21 protein-coding genes are annotated in these 22,049 nt (G+C 45.3%); 12 read left to right on the top strand and 9 right to left on the bottom strand.

The window, feature by feature from the left end:
- Positions 1 to 27: 27 nt before the first annotated feature.
- Genes QXH45_03795 through QXH45_03785 form a run of 3 tightly spaced genes read left to right on the top strand, consistent with a single transcriptional unit; the run spans position 28 to position 2,318 of the window.
- The gene (locus tag QXH45_03795; protein MEM2078369.1) at positions 28 to 483 is read left to right on the top strand and encodes a PadR family transcriptional regulator; all 456 of its coding nucleotides are present in this window, start codon (positions 28 to 30) and stop codon (positions 481 to 483) included.
- Positions 480 to 1,460 (top strand): ATP-binding cassette domain-containing protein, encoded by a 981-nt coding sequence (locus QXH45_03790; protein ID MEM2078368.1) that lies wholly within the window; start codon positions 480 to 482, stop codon positions 1,458 to 1,460. The genes QXH45_03795 and QXH45_03790 overlap by 4 nt, the downstream gene beginning before the upstream one ends.
- 6 nt (positions 1,461 to 1,466) lie before the next feature.
- Entirely contained in the window at positions 1,467 to 2,318 is an 852-nt protein-coding gene (locus QXH45_03785) for an ABC transporter permease (protein MEM2078367.1), read from the top strand.
- A gap of 12 nt (positions 2,319 to 2,330) precedes the next feature.
- Here the strand turns inward: QXH45_03785 and speE are convergent, their stop codons facing one another.
- The 5 genes from speE to gcvT form a co-directional block, all read right to left on the bottom strand.
- Positions 2,331 to 3,185, bottom strand: a complete 855-nt coding sequence (speE, locus tag QXH45_03780) for a polyamine aminopropyltransferase (protein MEM2078366.1) — start codon at positions 3,183 to 3,185, stop codon at positions 2,331 to 2,333.
- Positions 3,185 to 3,907 carry a deoxyribose-phosphate aldolase gene (gene deoC, locus QXH45_03775; GenBank protein ID MEM2078365.1) on the bottom strand — a complete coding sequence of 241 codons (723 nt, stop codon included), beginning with the start codon at positions 3,905 to 3,907 and terminating at the stop codon, positions 3,185 to 3,187. The genes speE and deoC overlap by 1 nt, the downstream gene beginning before the upstream one ends.
- An 80-nt stretch (positions 3,908 to 3,987) precedes the next feature.
- Positions 3,988 to 4,416 (bottom strand): glycine cleavage system protein GcvH, encoded by a 429-nt coding sequence (gcvH, locus tag QXH45_03770; GenBank protein MEM2078364.1) that lies wholly within the window; start codon positions 4,414 to 4,416, stop codon positions 3,988 to 3,990.
- Between the two features lie 37 nt (positions 4,417 to 4,453).
- Positions 4,454 to 5,803 (bottom strand): serine hydroxymethyltransferase, encoded by a 1,350-nt coding sequence (glyA, locus tag QXH45_03765; protein MEM2078363.1) that lies wholly within the window; start codon positions 5,801 to 5,803, stop codon positions 4,454 to 4,456.
- Between the two features lie 54 nt (positions 5,804 to 5,857).
- On the bottom strand, positions 5,858 to 6,970 hold the full coding sequence (gcvT, locus tag QXH45_03760) for a glycine cleavage system aminomethyltransferase GcvT (protein MEM2078362.1): 1,113 nt from the start codon (positions 6,968 to 6,970) through the stop codon (positions 5,858 to 5,860).
- 98 nt (positions 6,971 to 7,068) lie between these two features.
- On the opposite strand from gcvT, the gene gcvPA reads away from it, so the two are divergent.
- The 8 genes from gcvPA to QXH45_03720 all read left to right on the top strand — a co-directional run bounded on the left by gcvPA (position 7,069) and on the right by QXH45_03720 (position 16,102).
- Positions 7,069 to 8,472, top strand: a complete 1,404-nt coding sequence (gene gcvPA, locus QXH45_03755) for an aminomethyl-transferring glycine dehydrogenase subunit GcvPA (protein MEM2078361.1) — start codon at positions 7,069 to 7,071, stop codon at positions 8,470 to 8,472.
- Positions 8,469 to 10,034 (top strand): aminomethyl-transferring glycine dehydrogenase subunit GcvPB, encoded by a 1,566-nt coding sequence (gcvPB, locus tag QXH45_03750; protein ID MEM2078360.1) that lies wholly within the window; start codon positions 8,469 to 8,471, stop codon positions 10,032 to 10,034. Before gcvPA ends, gcvPB begins: the two co-directional genes overlap by 4 nt.
- Positions 10,031 to 11,401, top strand: a complete 1,371-nt coding sequence (gene lpdA / locus QXH45_03745) for a dihydrolipoyl dehydrogenase (GenBank protein MEM2078359.1) — start codon at positions 10,031 to 10,033, stop codon at positions 11,399 to 11,401. Before gcvPB ends, lpdA begins: the two co-directional genes overlap by 4 nt.
- A gap of 38 nt (positions 11,402 to 11,439) precedes the next feature.
- Positions 11,440 to 12,093 (top strand): hypothetical protein, encoded by a 654-nt coding sequence (locus QXH45_03740; GenBank protein ID MEM2078358.1) that lies wholly within the window; start codon positions 11,440 to 11,442, stop codon positions 12,091 to 12,093.
- A 40-nt stretch (positions 12,094 to 12,133) separates the two neighbouring features.
- Positions 12,134 to 13,234 (top strand): M42 family metallopeptidase, encoded by a 1,101-nt coding sequence (locus QXH45_03735; GenBank protein MEM2078357.1) that lies wholly within the window; start codon positions 12,134 to 12,136, stop codon positions 13,232 to 13,234.
- Between the two features lie 100 nt (positions 13,235 to 13,334).
- Positions 13,335 to 14,543 (top strand): inorganic phosphate transporter, encoded by a 1,209-nt coding sequence (locus QXH45_03730; protein ID MEM2078356.1) that lies wholly within the window; start codon positions 13,335 to 13,337, stop codon positions 14,541 to 14,543.
- Positions 14,544 to 14,585: 42 nt separating this feature from the next.
- On the top strand, positions 14,586 to 15,599 hold the full coding sequence (locus tag QXH45_03725) for an RsmB/NOP family class I SAM-dependent RNA methyltransferase (GenBank protein MEM2078355.1): 1,014 nt from the start codon (positions 14,586 to 14,588) through the stop codon (positions 15,597 to 15,599).
- Between the two features lie 2 nt (positions 15,600 to 15,601).
- Positions 15,602 to 16,102: a hypothetical protein gene (locus tag QXH45_03720; GenBank protein MEM2078354.1), complete on the top strand. Its 501-nt coding sequence runs from the start codon at positions 15,602 to 15,604 to the stop codon at positions 16,100 to 16,102.
- A 14-nt stretch (positions 16,103 to 16,116) separates the two neighbouring features.
- Here the strand turns inward: QXH45_03720 and QXH45_03715 are convergent, their stop codons facing one another.
- Both QXH45_03715 and QXH45_03710 read right to left on the bottom strand, forming a co-directional pair.
- Positions 16,117 to 16,821, bottom strand: a complete 705-nt coding sequence (locus QXH45_03715; GenBank protein MEM2078353.1) for an alpha-glucosidase — start codon at positions 16,819 to 16,821, stop codon at positions 16,117 to 16,119.
- 151 nt (positions 16,822 to 16,972) lie between these two features.
- Positions 16,973 to 18,517, bottom strand: coding sequence for a sodium-dependent transporter (locus QXH45_03710; protein ID MEM2078352.1), 1,545 nt, complete (start codon positions 18,515 to 18,517; stop codon positions 16,973 to 16,975).
- 108 nt (positions 18,518 to 18,625) lie between these two features.
- Here QXH45_03710 and QXH45_03705 point away from each other — a divergent pair, with 108 nt between their 5' ends.
- Complete coding sequence (locus tag QXH45_03705) at positions 18,626 to 19,141, top strand: biotin/lipoyl-containing protein (GenBank protein MEM2078351.1); 516 nt, start codon at positions 18,626 to 18,628, stop codon at positions 19,139 to 19,141.
- Here QXH45_03705 and QXH45_03700 read toward each other — a convergent pair.
- Both QXH45_03700 and QXH45_03695 read right to left on the bottom strand, forming a co-directional pair.
- On the bottom strand, positions 19,136 to 20,701 hold the full coding sequence (locus QXH45_03700; protein ID MEM2078350.1) for an acyl-CoA carboxylase subunit beta: 1,566 nt from the start codon (positions 20,699 to 20,701) through the stop codon (positions 19,136 to 19,138). The two genes, QXH45_03705 and QXH45_03700, sit on opposite strands and share 6 nt — an antisense overlap.
- The gene (locus QXH45_03695) at positions 20,702 to 21,877 is read right to left on the bottom strand and encodes a beta-ketoacyl synthase N-terminal-like domain-containing protein (protein ID MEM2078349.1); all 1,176 of its coding nucleotides are present in this window, start codon (positions 21,875 to 21,877) and stop codon (positions 20,702 to 20,704) included.
- Positions 21,878 to 22,049: the final 172 nt, after the last annotated feature.

Here is a 22,049-nt window from a genome sequence, read left to right as displayed (position 1 = left end):
GATATATTTGAAAAGATGATACTTATGATGAAAATAAAGGTAAAGAAATACTTGTCGCTTAAGATCCTAGAGATTTTATCAAAGGGGGATAAGCACGGCTACGCTATTGCCAAAGAGATCTTTCAGAACATTGGGATGAAAACTAGCGCTGGAATCCTATACCCAATGCTTCGTTCTCTTGAAAAGGATGGTCTGATAAAATCCCGAAAAGTTCACGAGGGTTCAAGGTTGAAAAAAGTCTATACAATAACAGATAAAGGTAGAGAGATTCTAAGGAATAATGAGACCTTAATTGAAGAGATTCGTAAATTTGAAAACAAGTTCAGAGAGATTAAGGAACTAGGGATTACTGAGTTACTGATGACTCTAAAGCGGATTTATGAGAATCTTGACAGTTTCGACGAGAAGGAGAAAACCGTTTTGAAACAGCTTGTTCAGTCATTTAATATTCAACTTAAATCTTTGATCGGTGAGTTGTATTGACCGACATCATAATCGTTGAAAACCTTGTAAAGAGATTCAAGGATGTTGTGGCGGTAAATAACGTGTCTTTCAACGTGAGAAAGGGTGAGATATTCGGACTGCTTGGACCTAACGGTGCTGGAAAAACTACAACGATTCACATCATTGCAACGCTCTTAAAACCTACATCAGGAAGAGTCTTTGTCGCTGGAGTGGACGTCTCTGAAAACCCGCAAAGCGTTAGGAAAAAGATAGGGATCGTCTTTCAAGACCCCAGCTTGGACAATCAATTAACAGCTTATGATAACATGTACATCCATGGTAAACTCTACGGGATCCAGGAACCAGAGCTTAAGAGGAAAATCAACGAATTATTAGACCTTGTTGAACTCGCAGAGTTTAAGAATAAACAAGTAAGATATTTCAGCGGGGGAATGAGAAGAAGGCTCGAGATTGCTAGAAGCCTACTACATGAACCTGAGCTGTTAATCCTAGATGAACCAACGATCGGCTTGGACCCGCAGTCGCGAAACAAGGTATGGGAGTATCTTCGAAAGATCATGAAAGAATACAATACGACGATACTGATGACTACTCATTATATGGATGAAGCTGAGGAGCTTGCTAGCAGGATTGCAATTATGGATCGTGGGAAGATAGTGGCGATGGGTTCTTCCGAAGAGCTGAAATCCATGTTGGGAAGAGACATGGTGCTTTTAAGACTATCCGGCGACGCGAAGGAATTATGTGAAAAACTAAACTTCGCGAAGGACTGCAAGCTTACTGTTGACGGGAGGATGGAGCTTCTCGTCGAAAACGCTTCGAAGATAATACCCGAGATTTTCGACCTAGCTAATGCCAATGGCGTTAAGATACTCGAGATAAACTACAGGAGACCAACTCTAAATGATGTTTTTCTGCACTTGACTGGGAGGGAGTTGAGAGATCACTTAGAAGAAAACCTCCCTGCACCTCCCAGAAGAGGTTTCAGGTGGTGATGTGGTATGAGCAAGGAGTTTGACGCGTTCACTGCAATGGTGTATAGACAATTGAAGAGATGGATTAGCTCTAGAGCCAGAGTAGTGTCCGTGCTACTTCAACCCTTCTTATGGTTGTTCTTCATAGGCGTCGGATTCGGCAGCATCTTTAACGGGGGAGTGAATATTCAATTTGAAAACCCGCCTATTCCTATTAACACGACGCAAATAATACAATCATACTTCAACAAACTATTCGGCGGAGTGGACTACGTTACATTTATAGTTAGTGGACTAGTAGTGGTCACTGCCTTCATTGGAAGCTTTATATCGGGTATTAGCGTCATATGGGATAAGCAATTCGGCTTCCTTAAGGAGAGTCTTGTTGCTCCTGCCTCCAGAAAAATCATAATACTTGGAAGAATAGTGGGAGATTCAATCGTTAACACCGTTCAAGCACTAGTAGTAATATTAATTGCCGCCCCCTTTGCAGGCGGCTTGAAGCTTCTCCACATACCATTAGGGTTGATTTATATATTCATAACGGCGCTCGGATTCACGGGACTAGGTATTTTAATATCTCTGAAATTCAGCAGTATGGAAGGCTTCCAAATGATAGTGAACTTGATAACAATGCCGCTGATGTTCATGAGCGGTGTGTTTTATCCCCTGGCCCAAATGCCGCAATGGATGCAAATAGTTTCAAAAATAAATCCCTTGACATACTCAGTTCATGGAGTGAGATACTGGCTTACGGGTGCAGACGTTGGCTTCGAATACATGCACTGGAGTATGGATCTCTTAGTCATATTTGGATTTGCCGCGGTTCTCTTGGCAATTGCTTCAGAAATGTTTGAAAAAACCACTATCGAAGACTGAGACGTATTTTGGCTATTTTTGATAAATCACCCCAATTAACAATAATCCTTTGAACCTTGCTCCCGTGAGATATTTGAGCTTGACTCCCCTAGCTCCGAGCCTATTCTCGAATTCTTCAGGTGTAATACTATCAGGATCGTGCTCGTCCGACGCCACTATGAAATTCACGTTGACTCCGAAGCTGGGTATCCAAGTCCAGTATTCTCCCGTGTACTTGAAATTACTCTTTATATTGTTTAACACGTACCTGTATTCTTCAGGGTAGAAGTAACTGCTTCCAGCCTGAGTAACAAGAACTCCATCTTTTCTCAATATCTTCTTAACGTCGGAATAGAACTCATTGCTATACAAGGCTCTTGCAGCCTCCCCAGCATAAGGATCTGTTAAGTCCAAAATGACGACATCATAGTAGTTGTAGGGGGCCTCCCTAACATATTTAAGTCCATCCATAATCAGAACCTTGCTACGGGGATCGTAGAAACTTCCCTTGTGCATGTGTTCTAGATATTTCTTCGAGAATTCCACGACTTTTTCATCAATATCAACCATCACAGCTTCCTTCACAGTATTATGCTTTAATACTTCTCTCAGCGTAGCCCCTTCTCCTCCTCCTATGATTAAAATTCTGGCAGGATTGGGATGCAGGATCATTGGCGGATGGACCAATAGCTCGTGATACAAGTGTTCATCGACTTCCGTGCTTTGAATGTAGTTATCAATTATTAATGATTTCCCGAAACCTTCAAGTTCCACGAAAGCGATTTCCTGGTAGGGAGTTTTCTCTAATGCAAGTACTTTTTTGATTTTGAACAAGCATTTCATTGATTTTCCAGCAGGCTCGAACAAGTAGAGCCCATCCTCGCTCATCAGGCCTCACCCACAAGTTCATAAAACTCCTTCATAATTTTATCTCCATTGCTGGTCCCAATCCTGCTTGCCCCGGCCTCTAGTAAAGCTATGGAGTCTAGGGCGTGTCTTACTCCTCCCGACGCTTTTACCTTAACACGCCCTTGCGAAGCCCTTGCGAGAAGATGCACGTCGTGCAGCGTAGCCCCACCTCCGAGAAAGCCTGTGTTGGTCTTTACGAAATCTGCCCCACTCTTAGCAACTAACTCTGTGGCAATGATCTTTTCACTATCATCTAGGAGCGAGGTCTCTATTATGACCTTAACGATTTCAACGCCGCCTCTCTTAGCGGCATTCACTACTTGTGTTACATCATCTACAACTTTACTATATTCCTTAGTTTTGAACCATGAGATATTCATGACCATGTCTATCTCCTTCGCGCCGAGGGAAGCGGCTTCCAATGCCTCTGCGACCTTTGTTCTCGTTGAAGTGTTTCCTAGCGGAAACCCAACGACAACACCATAGGTGATCGTCTTACCAGATATTTCTAGGGCCTTCTCGAGCAGAGATAAGGGGAGCATCAATAGTTTGAATCCGTACTCCCTAACGTCGTTAATGTACTTCTCTAGAGTCTTGTAATCAGCATCCGGCTTGAGCAACGTGTGATCAATTACAGAGGCTAGCTCGCGAGGAGTCAGGTCAAACGATGTTTTATAGTGAAGGCTTTTCAAAAGTCTCACCATGTTTTGAAAACGATTTCGAGAATATTAAATAATAGTATCTTCGTGAAGAAAAAAGAAAAGTTAATATTTAGACATAGCTAGTGATGTGCGGATTTCAATTTTTCAGCGTATTTTTCCGGTGAGAGAAGGGATGAATACTCATCTGGATTTTCGACTTTGAGCTTGAATATCCAGCCATTTCCATAAGGGTCTCTATTAATGAATTCAGGATTGCTTAGAAGATTTTCGTTTACCTCTATTATCTCACCCGAAATAGGGGAATAGTATGAGCTTGAGGCTTTGATCGAATCCACAATACCTACTTCCTCACCCTTCTTGACCTTTCTCCCTACTTCCGGAAGCTCTATCGAGACGATATCTTTGAGCTCCTTCTGAGCGTAATCAGTGATTCCTATAATTGCAACATCTCCATTCAATAAGGCCCATTCGTCTGTTTCCGAATACCTCCTGTCGCCTTTTACAAGGTATTTTTTTGCTTTAACCTCTACGATTATATCATTGCTCATGAATCATACCTCCAATTTATTTTAATAAAGCGTTTAATTAATAAGGCTCTGCATGGAGCATTATTTTAAGAAGTCTGATCTCATCTTCACGGGTGATCTTGAATCCATACTGGACTTCCATGAAGTTCTTCCTGAATTCAGAGACCATTTTTGCTACTTCTTTCGGATCTCTTCTATCGATAACGACCATTCTCATGAACTTGGCAATCTCTTTCATCTCCTCCTTCTTCATCCCCCATCTCGTGATCTCCTGAGTACCGATTCTAAGTCCACTGGGGTCTTTAACGTCTTCGGGTCTATCATACGGAAGCATGTTCTTGTTAACAATAATATTCGCTTCCTCCAACATCTTAGCGATCTTTGTGCCTCTTCCAAGCTCAGCCACGTCAACTATTACCTGATGACTTGTAGTATACCCCTTACTTTCCATCACTACCTTGAACCCCTCAGCAGCTAACTGAGCGGCCAACTCCTTAGCGTTAGCGACTATTTGTCTTGCATATTCTTCGCCCCAAAGCTTCATCTCAATACCAGTAACCGCCATCGCAGCTAAGCGGTGCAAATGATGGTTTGACACAAACATCGGAAATACTACTTTTCCTATTTCCTTGTAGTCCTCCTCGCTTGTTGTCGCGAACAACCCTCCTTGAGGACCTGGGAACGTTTTATGAGTAGAAGAGGTTATCACGTCCGCTCCAAGCTTCAATGGATTCTCCCAGACTTTACCGACAATTAACCCGAGCACGTGAGCCACGTCATGAATAACCTTGGCTCCCACAGCGTGGGCCGCCTCAGCTATCTCCTTTGTTGGGTGAGGGAATATGTAAAGTGAGCCTCCCAAGGTCACGATTTTAGGCTTAACCTCTTCGATCATTTTCACGGCTTTATCAACGTCAATATTCCACTCCTCCATGCTGAAGGGAAGCTCAACTTGCTCGATGCCTAGGGCTCCCAGAGTTCCAAACCTAGTGTGGCTTACATGAGCACCCGCCTGCACTGGTGCAACGCATGCCTTATCACCAGGCTTTGTGAACGCTCTGAACGCTGACGCGTTCGCTGTAGTCCCACTCACTGGTCGTAAATCAACATACTTAGTTTCCAAGAGCTCTCCCATGATCTCCATTGCTTTGACCTCGAGAGCGTCGACGTATTGCAGGCCTTGGTAGAATCTCTTGTACGGTTTTCCCTCAGCGTATCTGTGCATCATATCATTCATATAAGCCAGCATTGCGAGAGGAGACATCACGTTTTCACTAGCTATCATGTTAAGGCAGTGTCTTTTCCTCCAAGTGGTATGGTTTACGGTTAAATCTAACACTTCCTTTAGCATCGGATAATGCTGTAGAAGCGAATTTAATCCTACTTCTTCTCCAAGCTCATATGTCATGAAATACACACCAAGAAAAAATAGATAATTAGATATTAATAAAGCATTACAAGGTTACTTCTTAATGAAGGGGAAATCTACTATTTTCGCACCATATCTCTTATCTCTCACTAGAACTTCGACTTCTTCGCCGAAGACTGCATACCTAGTGTCAATGTAGGCCATTGCTATTCCCCTGTTCAATACTGGAGAAAATGTTCCGCTTGTAACCCAGCCAATCTGCACGTCCTCGGAATATACTGCCATCCCGGTCCTCGGAATGATTCGACCCGCCTCCTTTCCAAATTTGAGTCCAACCCTAACCCACCTGACCCCTTCCCTTTTGCAAGCTCTCAACGCTTCTTCACCCACGAACCCCTTTTTCTCCCATGTTATAGCGCCCAAACCATAGCGAAGTGATAATGCGCATGGAAATTTAACTGGGTCTTCACCATACTCGTGATCTCCTAGTACGAACCCCATTTCTATTCTAAGCGTGTCTCTCGCTATCAATCCCGCTGGTCGCACCCCGTTTGCAACCAACACCTCTACTAATTTAGCAATCTCGCCATGCGTGCCCCAAATCTCGAATCCGTCTTCTCCAGTCCACCCGCTTCTACTTACCAATATTGTATTAACTCCTCCAATCTTCTCGCCAATTCTGAATTCGAGGATTTTCAAGTCCCCAGCCCATTTCGCACCCAACCTCTCCATGACCTCTGCGGCGCGGGGGCCTTGAACAGCCAGCATGGAGGTTTCAAGAGTGATATCGGAGACCTCTACTTTGAAGTTTTTTTGAAGGATCACCTGCTTAATGTAGTTGACCATCTTCTCCCTTGTAAGAGCATTAGTCACGAGGTACCATTCTTCATCATTGACTTTATACAACATTTCATCGTCTTTAACCCGGGCCCACTGGTTTAATGCTAGAGTTGGGCCGCTCATCCAGTATGGCTTGGTCTTTGAAACATCCTTAGTATACAGGTATTGAGCTAGAGGTAGAACATCAGGTCCCTTCAACACTATTCTACCCATGTGGGATACGTCAAATACTCCGACGCTATTCCTAACTGACAAATGCTCTTCAATGGCATTTGTAAACCTGAAGGGGACCTCCCAGTCTCCAAACAACCCTGATTCGGCACCGAGTTTTTCTATGTAATATTCAAGCAATGCGAGCTTGGGCAACCTTTATCGCCGTTTAATTGATACGTTGTCCAAGTAAATAAACATGCTTGATCTCGCGTTTAAATATGAGAACTACTTAATGAAAAATTGGTGTAGTTATGTCCACTCACCCATGGATACCGAACTCTTCTAGGGAAGTTGTCGAAAAAATGCTAAAAACGATAGGTATAGATCGGATTGAAGAGTTGTTCAAAGACATTCCACCTGAGGCTCGGATCAGTAATGAAAAATGGATGAATCTTGAAATCGGGGTTGGACGCACCATATCTGAGGTTGAGGCTAAGAGGCTTGTAGATGAAAGGCTGTCGAAAAACAAGGTATTCAACCCGCCGCCCTTCATGGGAGCAGGGGTTTACCCTCATTATGTTCCGCCTCTTGTGAAGTATATTCTCTCCAGGGGAGAATTCCTAACGGCTTATACCCCCTATCAGGCCGAGATCTCCCAGGGGCTGATGCAAGCCATTTTCGAGTATCAGAGCCTCATGGCGGAGCTCATGCAAATGGAGCTTGTGAATGCCTCGATGTATGACTGGGCATCTGCTACGGCTGAGGCTCTGTTAATGAGTGTTCGAGTGAAGAAGGGTAGGAATAAAGTAATAGTCCCGGCTAACATGAACCCATATCACTTGAAAGTGGTTCAAACATACCTTTGGCCACTTGGAGTACGGATAGAAAAAACAAGATACGATCCCGTAGAAGGCACAGTCGACGTTGAGGATTTGAAAAACAAGGTAGACGCTAATACAGCTGGTGTATACCTTCAATACCCCAATTTCTTCGGAATTATTGAAAACGCTAAATCCATTGGAGAAATAGCTCATGAGAAAGGAGCACTATATGTCACAGGCGTTTATCCGATGGCCCTGGGACTTTTGAAGTCTCCAGGTGAAGTAGGGGCTGATATTGCTGTCGGTGACGGTCAACCATTCGGCTTGGGCCTAAACTATGGAGGGCCCTATTTGGGTATATTTGCCGTAAGATACGATCAAAACTTGATAAGGCAAATGCCAGGTAGAATTATAGGTATGACTACGACGCTCGATGGGACTCAGAGAGCATTCGCGATGATTCTCCAAGCACGTGAGCAGCACATAAAGAGAGAGAAGGCGACTTCGAACATATGCACTAACGAAGCTTTGGCAGCAATAGGTGTGGCTGTATATCTCTCGCTTCTAGGTAAAACGGGATTAAGGAAGTTATCAGAGCTGAACTATTACAGGGCGCACTACGCAGCGATTAGATTTAGCGAGATAGGTTTGAAGAGAATATTCAATGGAGACTTCTTCAACGAGTTTGCAGTCTCATTAAATGAGGCGAGGGTGAAGTATGAAACTGTTCACAAGAGCTTGTTGGAAAAGGGAGTTCACGGGGGTCTGTATCTTGGAGAATTGTATCCTGAATTGGGTGAATCATCGTTGTGGGCTTTCACCGAGCTTCACTTCAAATCAGATATAGACAGGTTGATTGAGCTTCTCGAGGGAATAGTTAGGGGAGGTGAATGAGCGTGTTCAGGCAGGCTAAGTGGAGTGAACCGTTGATTTTTGAGCTCAGCGTTAAGGGTAGAGTAGGATTCATTCCGCCAGAACCTGAGGACGAAATCAAGAAAAAAGTCGGTGAAATAAACATCAGGAATGAAATGCTACGGGTTTCGGAGCCGGAGCTTCCCGAGCTCAGCGAAGTAGACGTCATGCGACATTTTACGCGTTTAACAGAGATGGCGTACGGCGTGGACAACGGGCCAGTACCCCTGGGTTCATGCACAATGAAGTACAATCCAAGGATCGCTTGGGAGGTTTCTAGTGATTCGAGGATAACAAGTCTTCACCCGCTACAAGACGAGGATACTGTTCAAGGACTGCTTGAAATACTTTATGAACTCCAGAAGTGGCTTGCAAACATCACCGGAATGGATGTCTGCAGTCTTCATCCTGCAGCGGGTGCTCATGGAGAATTAGCCGGCATCTTAATAATAAGACGTTACCATGAATTGAAGAATCAAATAGATAGGAAGAAGGAAATCATAATTCCCGACTCTGCTCACGGTACAAACCCAGCTAGCGCATCGATGGGGGGCTTTAAGGTCGTCGAGGTGCCTTCAGCTGAGAGGGGCAATGTTGACCTGGAGGCGTTGAAGAGCGTTGTGGGCGAATCCACCGCTGGGCTGATGATTACTAATCCTAGTACGCTGGGATTATTTGAAGAAAACATTCTAGAGATCGCGAAGCTAATCCACAGTGTCGATGGGCTTCTATACTATGATGGCGCAAACTTGAATGGAATTATGGGTTACGCGAGACCTGGTGATATGGGCTTCGACATAGCCCACCTCAATGTTCACAAGACTTTTGGAGCCCCTCATGGAGGAGGCGGACCTGGAGCAGGACCTGTGTGCGTTAAAGATAGAGTAATTGATCCCGAGAGGAATATTAGACTAAGCGACCTTCTCCCAGGTTTCGTGGTAATTTATAATGAAAAAACAGGAAAGTACCAGTTGAAGAGTCCAGGAGCAAGTAGCATAGGGTTCCTTAAAGCGTTCTTCGGCAATATTACGCCGCTGATCTGGGCCTATTCATACATATTAATGATGGGGCCGGAAGGGTTGAAGAAGGTGACGGATATTGCAGTATTAAATACCAACTACTTTATGAAGCTGATGGAGAACGTAAGGGGATATAGCATTCCATATGGCAGGGGCAGGTTTAGGAAACACGAGGTTGTTTTGAGCGCTCAGCCAATGGCCGAGGATGTCGGAGTAACGGCTGAAGATGTAGCCAAGGGGTTGCTTGACGCTGGCTTCTACGCACCTACGATATATTTCCCGCTTATTGTAAAAGAAGCTCTCATGACCGAGTTTACTGAGACTGAGACTATTGAAAACATTGAGAAATACGCTGAAAGGCTGAAAGAGATCAGTGAGACCGCTTATAAAGACCCGTCTGCGCCTAAGAAATGGCCGGTAAACACCACGATAGGAAGAATTGATCTGATAAAAGCAAACCATCCGACTACGGTAACCCCCACATGGAGGTTGCACGTCAAAAGGGCTAAGGGAGAAATCAAATGAAATACGACGCAGTAATCGTGGGCTCAGGGACAGGAGGATACCCGGGAGCTGTCTACTTAGCTCAGCAGGGTCTCAGGGTCGCGATCATCGAGGAGAGGCTAATAGGCGGGGAGTGTACAAACTGGGGATGTGTGCCTAGTAAGGCCTTATATCAAATCGCGGAAGCAGTGAAGACTGTTGAGAAAGTGAATGGTCAAGTCAGCTATAAGTGGGAAGATGTGGTAGAATGGGCCAGAGCGATCGTAGGGGAGACTAGAGAAGGTATTAAGTACTTGTTGGAGACGAGTGGTGTTGACATACTCGAGGGAAGGGCCTCTCTGAAAAATCCGAAGAATATTATCATTCACAAGGATGGAGAGAAAAGGGAGGTTGAAGCAGATAGATTAGTACTTGCTCTCGGGACAGACCCCTCTCAACTCCCTCACGTGAGATTTGACGGAGAGGGAATAGTGAGCAACAGAGAGGCATTATTCTTGAAGGAGAAACCGTCGAGCGTGTTGATCATCGGGGGAGGCGTAATAGGTGTAGAGATGGCGAACGTATTCTCTAAAAACCACGTTGACGTAACTGTAGTCGAAATAATGGAACATATTCTGCCATTCACGGATAAGGATGTGGCACTAGCCTTGAAGACTTATCTTGCAAGTAATGGAGTCAAAATAAGGGAGAAGACAAGCGTTGAAGGCGTTGAAAGAGAAGGACGTCAGTACAAGGTGAAACTTTCCACAGGTGAAGTGGTCACTGCAGACAAGGTGCTCGTTGCGACGGGGAGAACCCCCAAGACCAAGGATATAGGGCTTGCTGAAAATGGGATACGCTTGGACAGTAAAGGCTACATTGTAGTGGATGAGGAGGGCAGGACAAGCGTTGAAAACGTATTTGCAACGGGCGATGTGATCGGCGGACCCCAACTAGCTCACAAGGCCATCCTTGAAAGCATAGCAGTTGCAAAAAGAATTGCCGGAAAACCCAGTTTTAAGATAGATTACCGCCTAGTACCTATAACCATTTTCACTGGATTGGAGATAGCGAGTATTGGATACACTGAGAAAGAATTAGCTTCGTTAAAGATCAAATATAACAAAGTAAAACTACCTATCTACTACCTGTCCTCCGTTAAAATAAAAGGAGGTAAGAATGCATTCGTGAAATTGTTAATGGACGAGAAGTTCGAGAAGACCTATGGTATCCAAGTGGTATCTCCCAACGCCTCAGAAGTAATATCAGCTTACCTACCTCTATATCTGGGCAAGATTTCACTCAGCGATATCGCTTCTCTACCCTATCCTCACTTAACAGTATCGGAATCCTTAAGGGACATCGTTGAATATATATTGGGCGAACCAGTTCACTTTATTAAGAAATAATTTTTCAAGCAACACCTTAGATAAGTTCGGTGTAAATAATGCTGGGGTATTTAAGTGTTGATGAAAAGCTGATCAGGAAGTGCTTCGAAAACGGGTACTGCTTCTGGGCGACTACAGGGTTGGTGCAACCTTTTGAGGACTCCGCAGTATACGGATTCGACTGTTTTTTCCACAAGTATCTATTAAACGAGCTTCTCGGGGATAGAATCCTTTTATCCTTCAGGCTTCCTTTCTCGAGCCTTCAGGAAATCGCTTTTTCCCATCCCCACGGATTACGCATATTCCTGGACGACTCTAAGATATGTAACAAAGCGGAGATAGAATCATACTTAAATGATCTTAAAAAAGCTTACATAGTTAAGATAAGGGAACTGGGTGAGAAAAGAAAAGCCGAAGGAGGGAGAAAAGGATTTTTCAAAAAGCTCGTCTTCTTCGGGGCGAGATCAAGTGAGTCCGATTTAGAATATTTCAGGTCGGTCACGCAGTACAGGTTTGTATCAGAGCTAACATCACTTATAGGTTTCAAGAACGACGTCCTCGATGCCGAGGTTAGAAAATCATACGTTTTATATCACTATGAGCCAGAGTCGTCCTTGGTATCAGCTCTAGTCGGTTCACACGAGATAAAGCTACCTAATCATTCAAAACTCCTAAATCTTGAAAGACTATTAAAGGACCTGGGGTCGCGTTAAATTAATATTTAATCCCATAGTATTTACATTTGGTGATGGAATGGTCTGGCGGGATGAACTGCTAGCCCTGTTAAGGGAGCTTACTCAAATCCCAGGTCCAAGCGGATACGAATACAGAGTTAGAGATAAGATCGTTGATCTCGTGAAACCTTATGCAGACCAGCTTTGGATTGACACATGGGGAAACGTGATCGCCCTAAAAAAGGGTAAGTCAAGTAACGCTAAGATAATGCTCGCTGCTCATATGGATGAGATCGGATTATTCATTTCTCATATCGAGGATGATGGCTTCTTGAGAGCGATCCCCATTGGGGGCGTATTGGAGAGAACACTTTTGTATCAGAGAGTATCAGTTGTTACAAGAGAGGGTAGGATTGTTCGTGGAGTCATTGGCTTGAAGCCTCCTCACGTCATAAAGCCCGAGGAGGCCCAGAAAGTCCCCGAGCTGAGAGAGTTGTTCATCGATATTGGAGCATCCTCAAGGGATGAGGTCGAAAGGTTAGGTGTTAGGCAGGGCGATATCGTGGTGTTCGACAGGGATGTTGCCGAGCTTGCCGGTAATAGAGTGACGGGAAAGGCGTTTGATGACAGAGTCGGCGTCATAGCGCTGATAAAGGCTCTCCAGCAAGTGGACCAGCCGAACGTGGACGTTTATTTCGTGTTCACGGTCCAAGAGGAAGTTGGGTTGAAAGGCGCAAGAACCTCAGCCTACAGTATTACACCCGATGTGGCTTTAGCTATCGATGTGACGATTGCCAGCGATGTTCCTGGTGTGCCCAAAAGTGAATGGTTCACTAGGCTTGGAAAAGGTCCTGCAATCAAGATAGTGGACGGGAGAAACGCAAGCGGTTTGATAGCTCATCCTGACGTGGTACGTTACTTGGTGAGCTTGGCAGAGAAGCATGGAATTCCATATCAGTTGGACGTTGTTCCCGGAGGAACTACAGACGCCTCCATCATAGCTTTGAACAAGGAGGGAGTTCCTGCAGGAACTATATCAATACCTTCAAGATACATTCATAGTCCAGTGGAAGTCCTTGATTTGGAGGACTTATGCAATGCTTCGAAACTGGCCGCTGTTTTTGCAATGGAGGCTACCGAGAACTGGATTAAGAGTTTGAAAGGAGTTGTAATCAAGTAGTTTTTAACCAGCATTTTTTCCAGATCCACATTAATAAGGTTTTTATATCCCTGTCGTTAAAGAAAATTTGTTTTCTAGTAATGGGCGAGATGACCTCAGAGTGATTGGGACAGATGTTATAGGCGTTTTCATGGCGGGGGTTTTCGCTTTAATGCTTGCCTGGATTGATGGAGCTAACAACGCTGGTAATAGTATTGGGACTTTAATCGGTGCAAAAGCCCTGTCTCTCAAAAAAGCGTTATTGATAGCTGGGTTGGCAGAGCTCCTCGGTGGTGTATTGTATGGAGGTTTTGTATCCGAGACTATTTTGAAGAGAATTCTGAACCCCACTGTATTCAGCCCTTCGGTGTACGGTGTCGGTTTGACAGGGTCGATGCTTATAACTTTTCTACTGATACTTAGCGTAACAATGAGGAAAATACCATTTAGTATTACCCAGATCCTAATTGGATCCTTAGTAGGTTTCGGAATAGGATACACCGGGGGAGGCGCAGTAAACTTTCCATTAGTCTCAACCCTCCTTGTGCTGTGGATGCTTCTCCCAATAATCGGAATGCTGGTGGGGGCTGTGTCTTTCAAGTTATATGAGTTGGTCGTAAACTCGAAGAGAGCATGGACGGTTTACTTTCTCGTCTTTTTCTACTATAATTTGTTTATTATCTCTTCAGTGTTATTACTACTTCCAAGTCATTTCTCCTTTTTCTCGAGAGCAGTGATCTTTGTCCTCACACTTTCAGTTCTAAACGTGGTCCCGGTTTTAGCTATGTATAAAACCGTGAAAAACCGTAGGGCCAGGACATTGGATTCCGGCAGGATCTTTCCATCTGAGGCGCTGGCGATCTCCTCGGGTATGATGGCGTTTACTCATGGCGCTCATGATGTGGCAAACGCTGCTGGCCCCCTTGCCGGAGCCATAGCTGCATTTTCAACAAACACCCTATCTGAAGAGGGTTTATCGGTCAGCCCGTTCCTCCTCTTACTCTGTTCGGGAGGGATATCAGCGGGGGTACTAACATGGGGTCTAAGGGTCGCTAGAACAATCGGGGAGAATATAACTGTTCTAAACAACGACTCCGCCTTCATGGCTAACTTTTCAGCCTCTATCACTATGCTCTTCATCACCAGGATGGGATTGCCCACGTCGATGACGGGCTTGGTCATTGGAAGTATTGCAGGGGTTGGATTAGCTCGAGGGGTGGGTAGCGTTAACCTCAAATTGATTGCAAGAATTTTCTCATACTGGTACATCGGTTTCACTATAGCATTGTTCTCCGGGATTTTCATGGGATTAATGCTAACTATTTTATGATGACATACGATATAGCATTCTTTGGAGGTCCAAGTGGAGAAGATGGTCTCAAGCATTCTACGGGAGATAAGCATTAAGCCGTCGGATACGTCCATCGAGCTAGCTTTTGAGAACGGCTTCCTACCATATATGATTGAGAGATATTTAAGAATGCTGGGGAAAAACGGAGCCATCAAACTTTTAGATTCTTTCAAACAATCGGTCAAGCCAGTAATAAGGGTAAATACTAGGTTAGTGGATCCTGAAAAAATTGAGAAGGCGTTAATCGAAAAAGGCTTTGTTCTCGAGAGAATACCCTGGTACCATGGGGCATTCAGGGTTCTCGATGCGCCTGAGAAGCCGAGTCTCGGAGCCACTTTCGAGTATTTAAAGGGATACTACTACTTGCATAGGGATTCCTCCAGCCTAGTCCCCGTTATACTTTTAACCCACGAGTATCAAGGCAACGTTCTCGACGCTTGCGCCGCCCCAGGTGGGAAGGCAACGTTTCTTGCAGAAAGGATTGGAGACCATGGTGTGGTGTTTGCCAACGATCTCGTCTTGAGGAGATTGAAAAGTCTTATTGGACATGTCGCGCGGATGAGGCTTGAAAACATATCCATAATGTGGAGCGATGCCAGAAAGCTCCCCGGGAAACTGACGAGGAAATTTGAGAGAATTCTCTTAGATGCTCCTTGCAGTGGTGAGGGACGCATCTCCGTGGATCCGGGAAGGCGGAATCGCACTAGCATTTATGAACTGGCATTGCTTGTTAAACGAGAAATAGAGTTATTGGACTCTTTAATCAAATTGTTGGAAAACGATGGGATCATAGCTTACTCCACATGCAGTATCGCCCCCGAGGAAAACGAATACGTTCTCTCCAAAATACTTCAAGCAAGAAGCGATATCGAAATAATTCCTCCACCGGTCACACTATTCAATTACTCTCCTTGGATAACACGATTTGGCGATATAGAGTTTCCGAAGGAATTTGAGAAATGTATAAGGCTCTGGCCGCACGTCCACGGGACTTTTGGCTTCACGACCTGTTTGCTAAGAAAAACGAGGAGGTAGTTTTGTTGAAAATCGAAATTAAGGTCATTGAGCCTCCTAGCGAGTGGTTGAATATCCTATCCGAATTAATTGTTAACTTATGGGGAGTCAGCTTTGAAAATTATTTGAAGAGACATGTAGGGGCAACGTGTATTGGAGATTTTTGCATAATCTGGACAACAGATAGGAGTGTTGACGAGGAACTTGTTGTTTACGAGGGCTCCTGGATAGGGGTGAGGTTTAAGGATAAAATATTACCATCCATTAATCTTGCTGAAAAGGTTTTTAAAGAACACGGAATAAGGGCCGCTGTAGTAGTCAGCAGTAAATCCGTCGAGCTTTTTCTATATGGACGCGACATTCTCGAGAGTAGCGTGTTGGAGAGACATGCACCCTGCAATGGATTAGTGGCAGTTTTAGACGCGTCGGATCATCAAGTGATAGGATTTGCAGAATACGACCCGGACTGTAAATGTTATCGGCACGTCTATGATCTAAGTATTTTCCTGAGAGTTCTCGGATAGCGGCTTTTAAAGAATTAAAAGAATGCATGTCTATTTTCAACGAGCTTTTTGAGAGAGTAGGAGAGAAGAATCAGCCCTGAGGCACTAGCAATCAACACAATAGTGAGAATGAGAAATGCGGTCTCCAGCGATACTCCGTAGGCCGAAGCTATGAACCCGACCTCCTCAACACGGGTTACAGCATATAAGGCATACGTGAGAATCATCACAAATATTACGAGGGGCAGTGGAATAGTAGCATAAGCTAGCATTAACCCCATGGACCTCCTTCTTCTCAACCCTCCCATTGCGAGGATTATTGGAAATGCTAGGACGATTGCTGAAACAGCGAACTCCATCCTGTACGTACCTCCGAGTACGAGGAAAGTGATCATGCCCCATAGATAAGCCCTGTAAGCCTTGCGCACGTCCTTGATTTTATCAGTGAACTCGTAAACGCTCATTTTACAATATTTAAGGAATAATTTCAACTCGTCCGACAGACTTTTAGGGATTGCCGCCTCCTTGATAGATTCTATCTTGAGAATAAGCTCTGAGCTTTTTTGCTTCAAACTTCTCGCAAACTCCACGTTATCAGTCACCAATCTCTGCATCGAGTACTCGATCGATTTTACGGCTTCATCGAAGTCTTTGCTCAGTTTTAACTCTTTCACTTTTCTATTATCTTCAATCCTTTTTAGATTGCTTAAAATCTCCTGTAAAAGCGTTTTAGAATCCATCGCGAGCGCCAATGGTATGGAATGGGAGAAGGTGGTAAAAAATCATTTCTTTTTAGAGAACAACTTCACGAAGCAATACACTACGAGGGATATTATGAAAACCCATGAACCAACGAGGAAGACTAGAGCGTCTGGGTCCATTGTGCCACCCCTATTCGACTCTCACTAACACTTGGTTTTTGGCGAGCTCTTCACGATACTTCTTCTTAACAGCCATGTAAGTTTCAACTGCGCCAATGACTAAAATTATGAGAATCGCTATTCTTGCCCCCACGATTAACGGGTCAGCCTGCGCGAAAACGCCCTGATTGTAGTAATCTATGGTTGTTCCAATTAATAGTATCAGTATGTACAGAGGTGTTAGAGTCATTAGGATGTATTTGAAGAATGTGGGAACCCTTATGAGGGCTCCCTCGTGAAGTTCTTTCCACAGATTGCTTGGTTTGAACAACCAGACGGCAACGATTACGTCGAAGAGTCCCAGCACAACTAGTAGGTAAGATCCCACCCAGTTGTCAAGCTCTCCAAAGTATGTTAGTGAGCTATCCAGAGCCACTGGGAGGCCTAGCAGGAAGTAAAGGATGAAGACTATTAATGAGCCGATTCTCCTGTTAATGTTTAAGTCTTCCTCCAGAAGCGCTGTTAGATAGTTATACATTGCGATAGCGGAAGTCCATCCTGCGAAGAACAGGAGGAGGAACCATATTGTTCCGAAGAACCTTCCAACATCTCCCATCGACGTGAACACGTTGGGTAAAGCCATGAAGGCGAGGCCTAGGGACCCGCTCTTAACAACCTCTGGACCAAGGTAAGCGTATGCTATTGGGATCGCTATGCTTCCTCCTAAAATGACTTCAGCGAACTCGTTTAGAGAGGCTGTTGTCAGCGCTGAAAGCGCTATATCATCGCCCTTCCTCACATATGAGGCGTAGTTTTGAATAATGCCCATTCCAAGGCTAAGTGTGAAGAATATTTGTCCAGCGGCAGCCAGCGATATAACCCAGAAGTTCTTGGATAAGACTTCGAAATTAGGCTTCCATATATAGTTGAGGCCTGCTAAAGAGCTCCACTCGGGGCGCACAGGGCTTCCAATGGTTATTGATCTAACGGCTAATAGGACGGCGAAAACGTAAAGTAGGGGCATCATGACTTTATTAAATGCTTCAATTCCCTTTGATACTCCGCGGTAGGCCGCAATGAAGAGGAGGATCATTGGGATGAGCCATGTCGCCAACACCATTTGAGGATTAGCTATGTGGTTAAAGAAGAACTGAACGGTATCGACGCCGTAATATGCTCCGGTTGCGCTGTAAATAGTGTAGGCGGCCGTCCACCCTATGACGTGGATGTAGTATGAGTTGAGGAGAGTAGTGACTGAGAAAGCCAGCATCCCTCCTATCAGGGCGAATATCAGTGCGGTTCTAGGCTTAACGCTTTCCCTGGCCATGACATAAAACATTGGACCCAGGGTGCCGTGCCCATATTTTCCACCATGTCTTCCAGTGGCCCATTCAACCCACATTAGCGGGATTCCCAGCAGAAGTAACGCTATGAAGTATGGTATCATGAAGGCACCGCCGCCGTTGGCTGCCAGCACTCTTGGGAATCTCCAGAAGTTTCCGAGACCGATGGCATTTCCAGCCATTGAGAGAATTAATCCTATTTTTGTAGCCCATGCTTCTCTCTCCTTAGTCATGGTCACATATTTCCCCTCCGAAATACGTAATATTATAACATTGTGCGGCAAAAAATAAAAATTTAACTTTGGTGAATAATTAAAATCCCTAGGCTTAAGGTAAGAACCATGAAAACTTACACTGTTACTACAAAGCTGGGGTTGAAATTCGACTTCACAGTTGAGGGCAAGGAGGGAAACTCGCTCTTGTTGAAAGATCCGGAGACTGGCGAGGTTTTCCGGCTGAGAGTGGTTAGGAACCACGGAGATAGATTTATTGTAGACTTGAATGGAGTAGAGTACAGTGTTGTGATCAATAATGGTTTGTTCATAGAAGGCGAGCCCGTGTGCATTCAATCTGTGAGAGAATCATCGAAGATTGTGAAACCCTCTAAAGATGTGAAAACCGCTTCCCGAGTCGTTGGAGAGAACCTCGTTCAAGCGCCAATCACTGGGAAGATTGTAGAGTTGAAGGTCGGGTTGAACGACCCAGTTGACGAAAACACTATCGTGGCGTTAATGGAGTCCATGAAGATGATTGTCGAGGTAAAGTCTCATCTGAAAGGAGTTGTCGAAAACATTTACGTGAAACAGGGTCAAGCCGTGAAAAAAGGCGATCCGATAATTAAGGTTAGAAAGTCATAGCGGTATGTTAGAGTGTTTCCTCGGGAGGTACATTACATGTTCTTCTCTCTTAAACTTCAATATCTGGAGATGCTTGAATAAAGCTTGCCTCGTCACTCCAATATCGATAACGTCATCAATATATCCTAATTCTGCAGCCCTAAATGGGTTGGCGAAAACCTCCCTGTACTCCCTCAGCTTGTTTTCGACAACCTCATGTGGGTTGGAGGAGGAGTCTATCTCCTTCCTGTACAATATTCTGACCGCTCCCTCCGGACCCATTACCGCGATTTCCGCGGTGGGCCAGGCAAGGTTTACATCGCTCCCAAGCGACTGACTTCCCATTGCTATGTATGCTCCCCCGTAAGCCTTTCTCATTATTAGGGTTATCTTGGGAACTGTTGCCTCGCTGTATGCATGTAGGATCTTTGCGCCGTGTCGAATTATCCCCCCATGCTCCTGGTCTACTCCGGGCATGAAACCGGGCGTATCTACGAATGTTACTATTGGTATGTTGAATGAGTCGCAGAACCTTACGAATCTCGCTATTTTGTTTGAAGCATCTATATCTATTACACCAGCGTTAACAGCTGGCTGATTTGCAACTATTCCAACGGTATAACCACCTATTCTTGCGAAGCCTACTACAGCGCTGGGAGCGTAAAGCTCGTGAACCTCGAGGAAGTCTCCATCATCCACAACGCTTCTAATAACGTCGCGGACGTCGAACGGCTTAGTCGGATCTGTTGGCACGATCTCATATAGTTCGTCGTTCCTTCTCTCGATGGGGTCTTCTGACGGGACGTAGGGGGGTTCTTCCGAGTTGTTATTGGGCAGGTAAGAGAGTAGCCTCCTCACAATGGCGAAAGCTGATTCCTCATCACTCGCTATGAAGTGTGCGACCCCGCTGATGCTCCCGTGTTTGTCAGCGCCACCCAATTCTTCGAATGAGACTTCAACTCCAGTGGCAGCTTTAACTACCTCGGGACCTGTTATGAACATGTATGCTGATTTAACCATTATCACGAAGTCCATTAGCGCCGGACTATACGATGCTGCTCCAGCACACGGGCCCAAAATGACCGCGATCTGCGGTATGACGCCGCTTGCCTTTACATTGGCGTGAAATATCCTTCCACAACCGTTCAGTGAAGCTACGCCCTCTTGAATCCTAGCACCCCCTGAATCGTATAGTCCGATGACGGGGAAGCCGTTTTGAATCGCTTGTTCTATAGTTTTAGCGATCTTGTAGCCGTGGGCCTCCCCGATGCTTCCCCCTAGAACCGTGAAGTCTTGTGCATACACGTATACGAACCTTCCATCTATTCTTCCAAACCCCGCTACTACGCCGTCACCGTAGTAGATCGTTTTATCCAGTCCAAAGTATTTCGACCTATGCGTGATCATCCATTGGAGCTCGTTGAAGGTGTCAGGGTCGAGGAGCTTCACAACCCTATCTCTCACCCACAGCTTACCCTTCTTCCTTTGCGCCTCTATTTTCTCCGGGCCGCCACCAGTAACCGCTTTATCCTTGTACTCGCTAACTCTCTTAATCAGCTCTTCATGGGAGACATCATTCAACTATTTCACCCTTCGTAGGATTGACACGACAGCAATTGTGCTTACGCCGCCGATGTTATGAGTTAAAGCAATCTCCGGACTACTTGCCTTGTAGCCTGGGAAATCTCCTCTGAGTTGCATGGCGGCTTCGGCTACTTGATACACGCCGGTTGCTCCTACAGGGTGTCCCCTAGCCTTTAATCCTCCACTGAAATTAACCTCTGGTTTATCTCCTTTTCCAAACCTCCCCTCTTTCCACAGCCTCGGGGATTCTCCCTTAGGGGCGAGACCTAAATCCTCGAGAATAGTGTACCCCGTGATGTGAAAGGCGTCGTGGAGTTCGACGTAATCAACATCCTTGATTTCCACATTCGCCATTTCCAATGCGCTTCTGGACGCCCTCACCGTGGATTCCAATACGAGGAGGTCGTTTCTCGAAGCTAAATCAACGCTATCTGTAGCCATGCCCACCCCTGCTATCTCGACTAAGGTGTCTCGACCAACCTGTTTTGCGATCTCCTTAGCTTTTTCTTCTCCTCTCACCAGCAAGACCACTGCCGCACCATCACCGATGGGGGCGGCATGGAAAAGTCTAATCGGGTCAGCGATCAATGGGCTGTCGAGGATTTCCTGTAAAGTAGTTTTCCTCGGTAATTGTGCGTAAGGATTGTAAGAAGCGTATTCGTGCATCCGTAACGGCCAGTACGAGAGATCTTCATCAGAATATCCGAACTTCTCCATGTATAGTCTGGCGAGCATTGCGTTCAAACCAGTGAATGTCGCACCGTAGAAAACCTCAAAATCCGAGTCTGCGGCTTGGGCCAGCGCACGCGTGGTGAGCGGAGTGTTGGCCTCAGTTAGCTTTTCAACGCCTCCAACCGCTACAACGTCGGCTAAACCGCTTTTAACAATTGAGAATCCAGCGTATAGTGCAGCGCCCCCGCTTCCGCAAGCGGCTTCTACCTTGAAAGCCGGGATCCCCCTGAACCCTGCGTGATCTGCAAGGAGAGCACCCAAACTGTCTTGTTGCATTAAAACACTAGAGGTCATATTGCCCACTACGAGGGCTTTGGGGGTAAGGCCGCCAGCGTCCGTTATTGCCCGGTCGAGCGCCTCCTTAAACAAGTTTGAGGCTGACCGACTATAGAACCTCCCTATCTTAGTTAAGCCTACGCCTACTATGAAGACCTTATCCATGAATAACCCTCTGTAAATCATTGAAATCCATAATGCTCTCTTGAAAATAAAAACCTTGACTAAAAGGACGATGCATCCCTAGGGGTGGAGTCTCTTCATCAATCCGAACTGGAGTCTTCGGTCATCTCAGGGAAAATAACAGTTTTCCCTCCATTTAAAGATTAGGGTGGAT

It is taken from the genome of Thermosphaera sp., assembly GCA_038827615.1.
GTDB lineage: Archaea > Thermoproteota > Thermoprotei_A > Sulfolobales > Desulfurococcaceae > Thermosphaera.
Note: the sequence above shows the minus strand (reverse complement) of the source record. Positions and strands in the feature narration are given on the sequence as shown.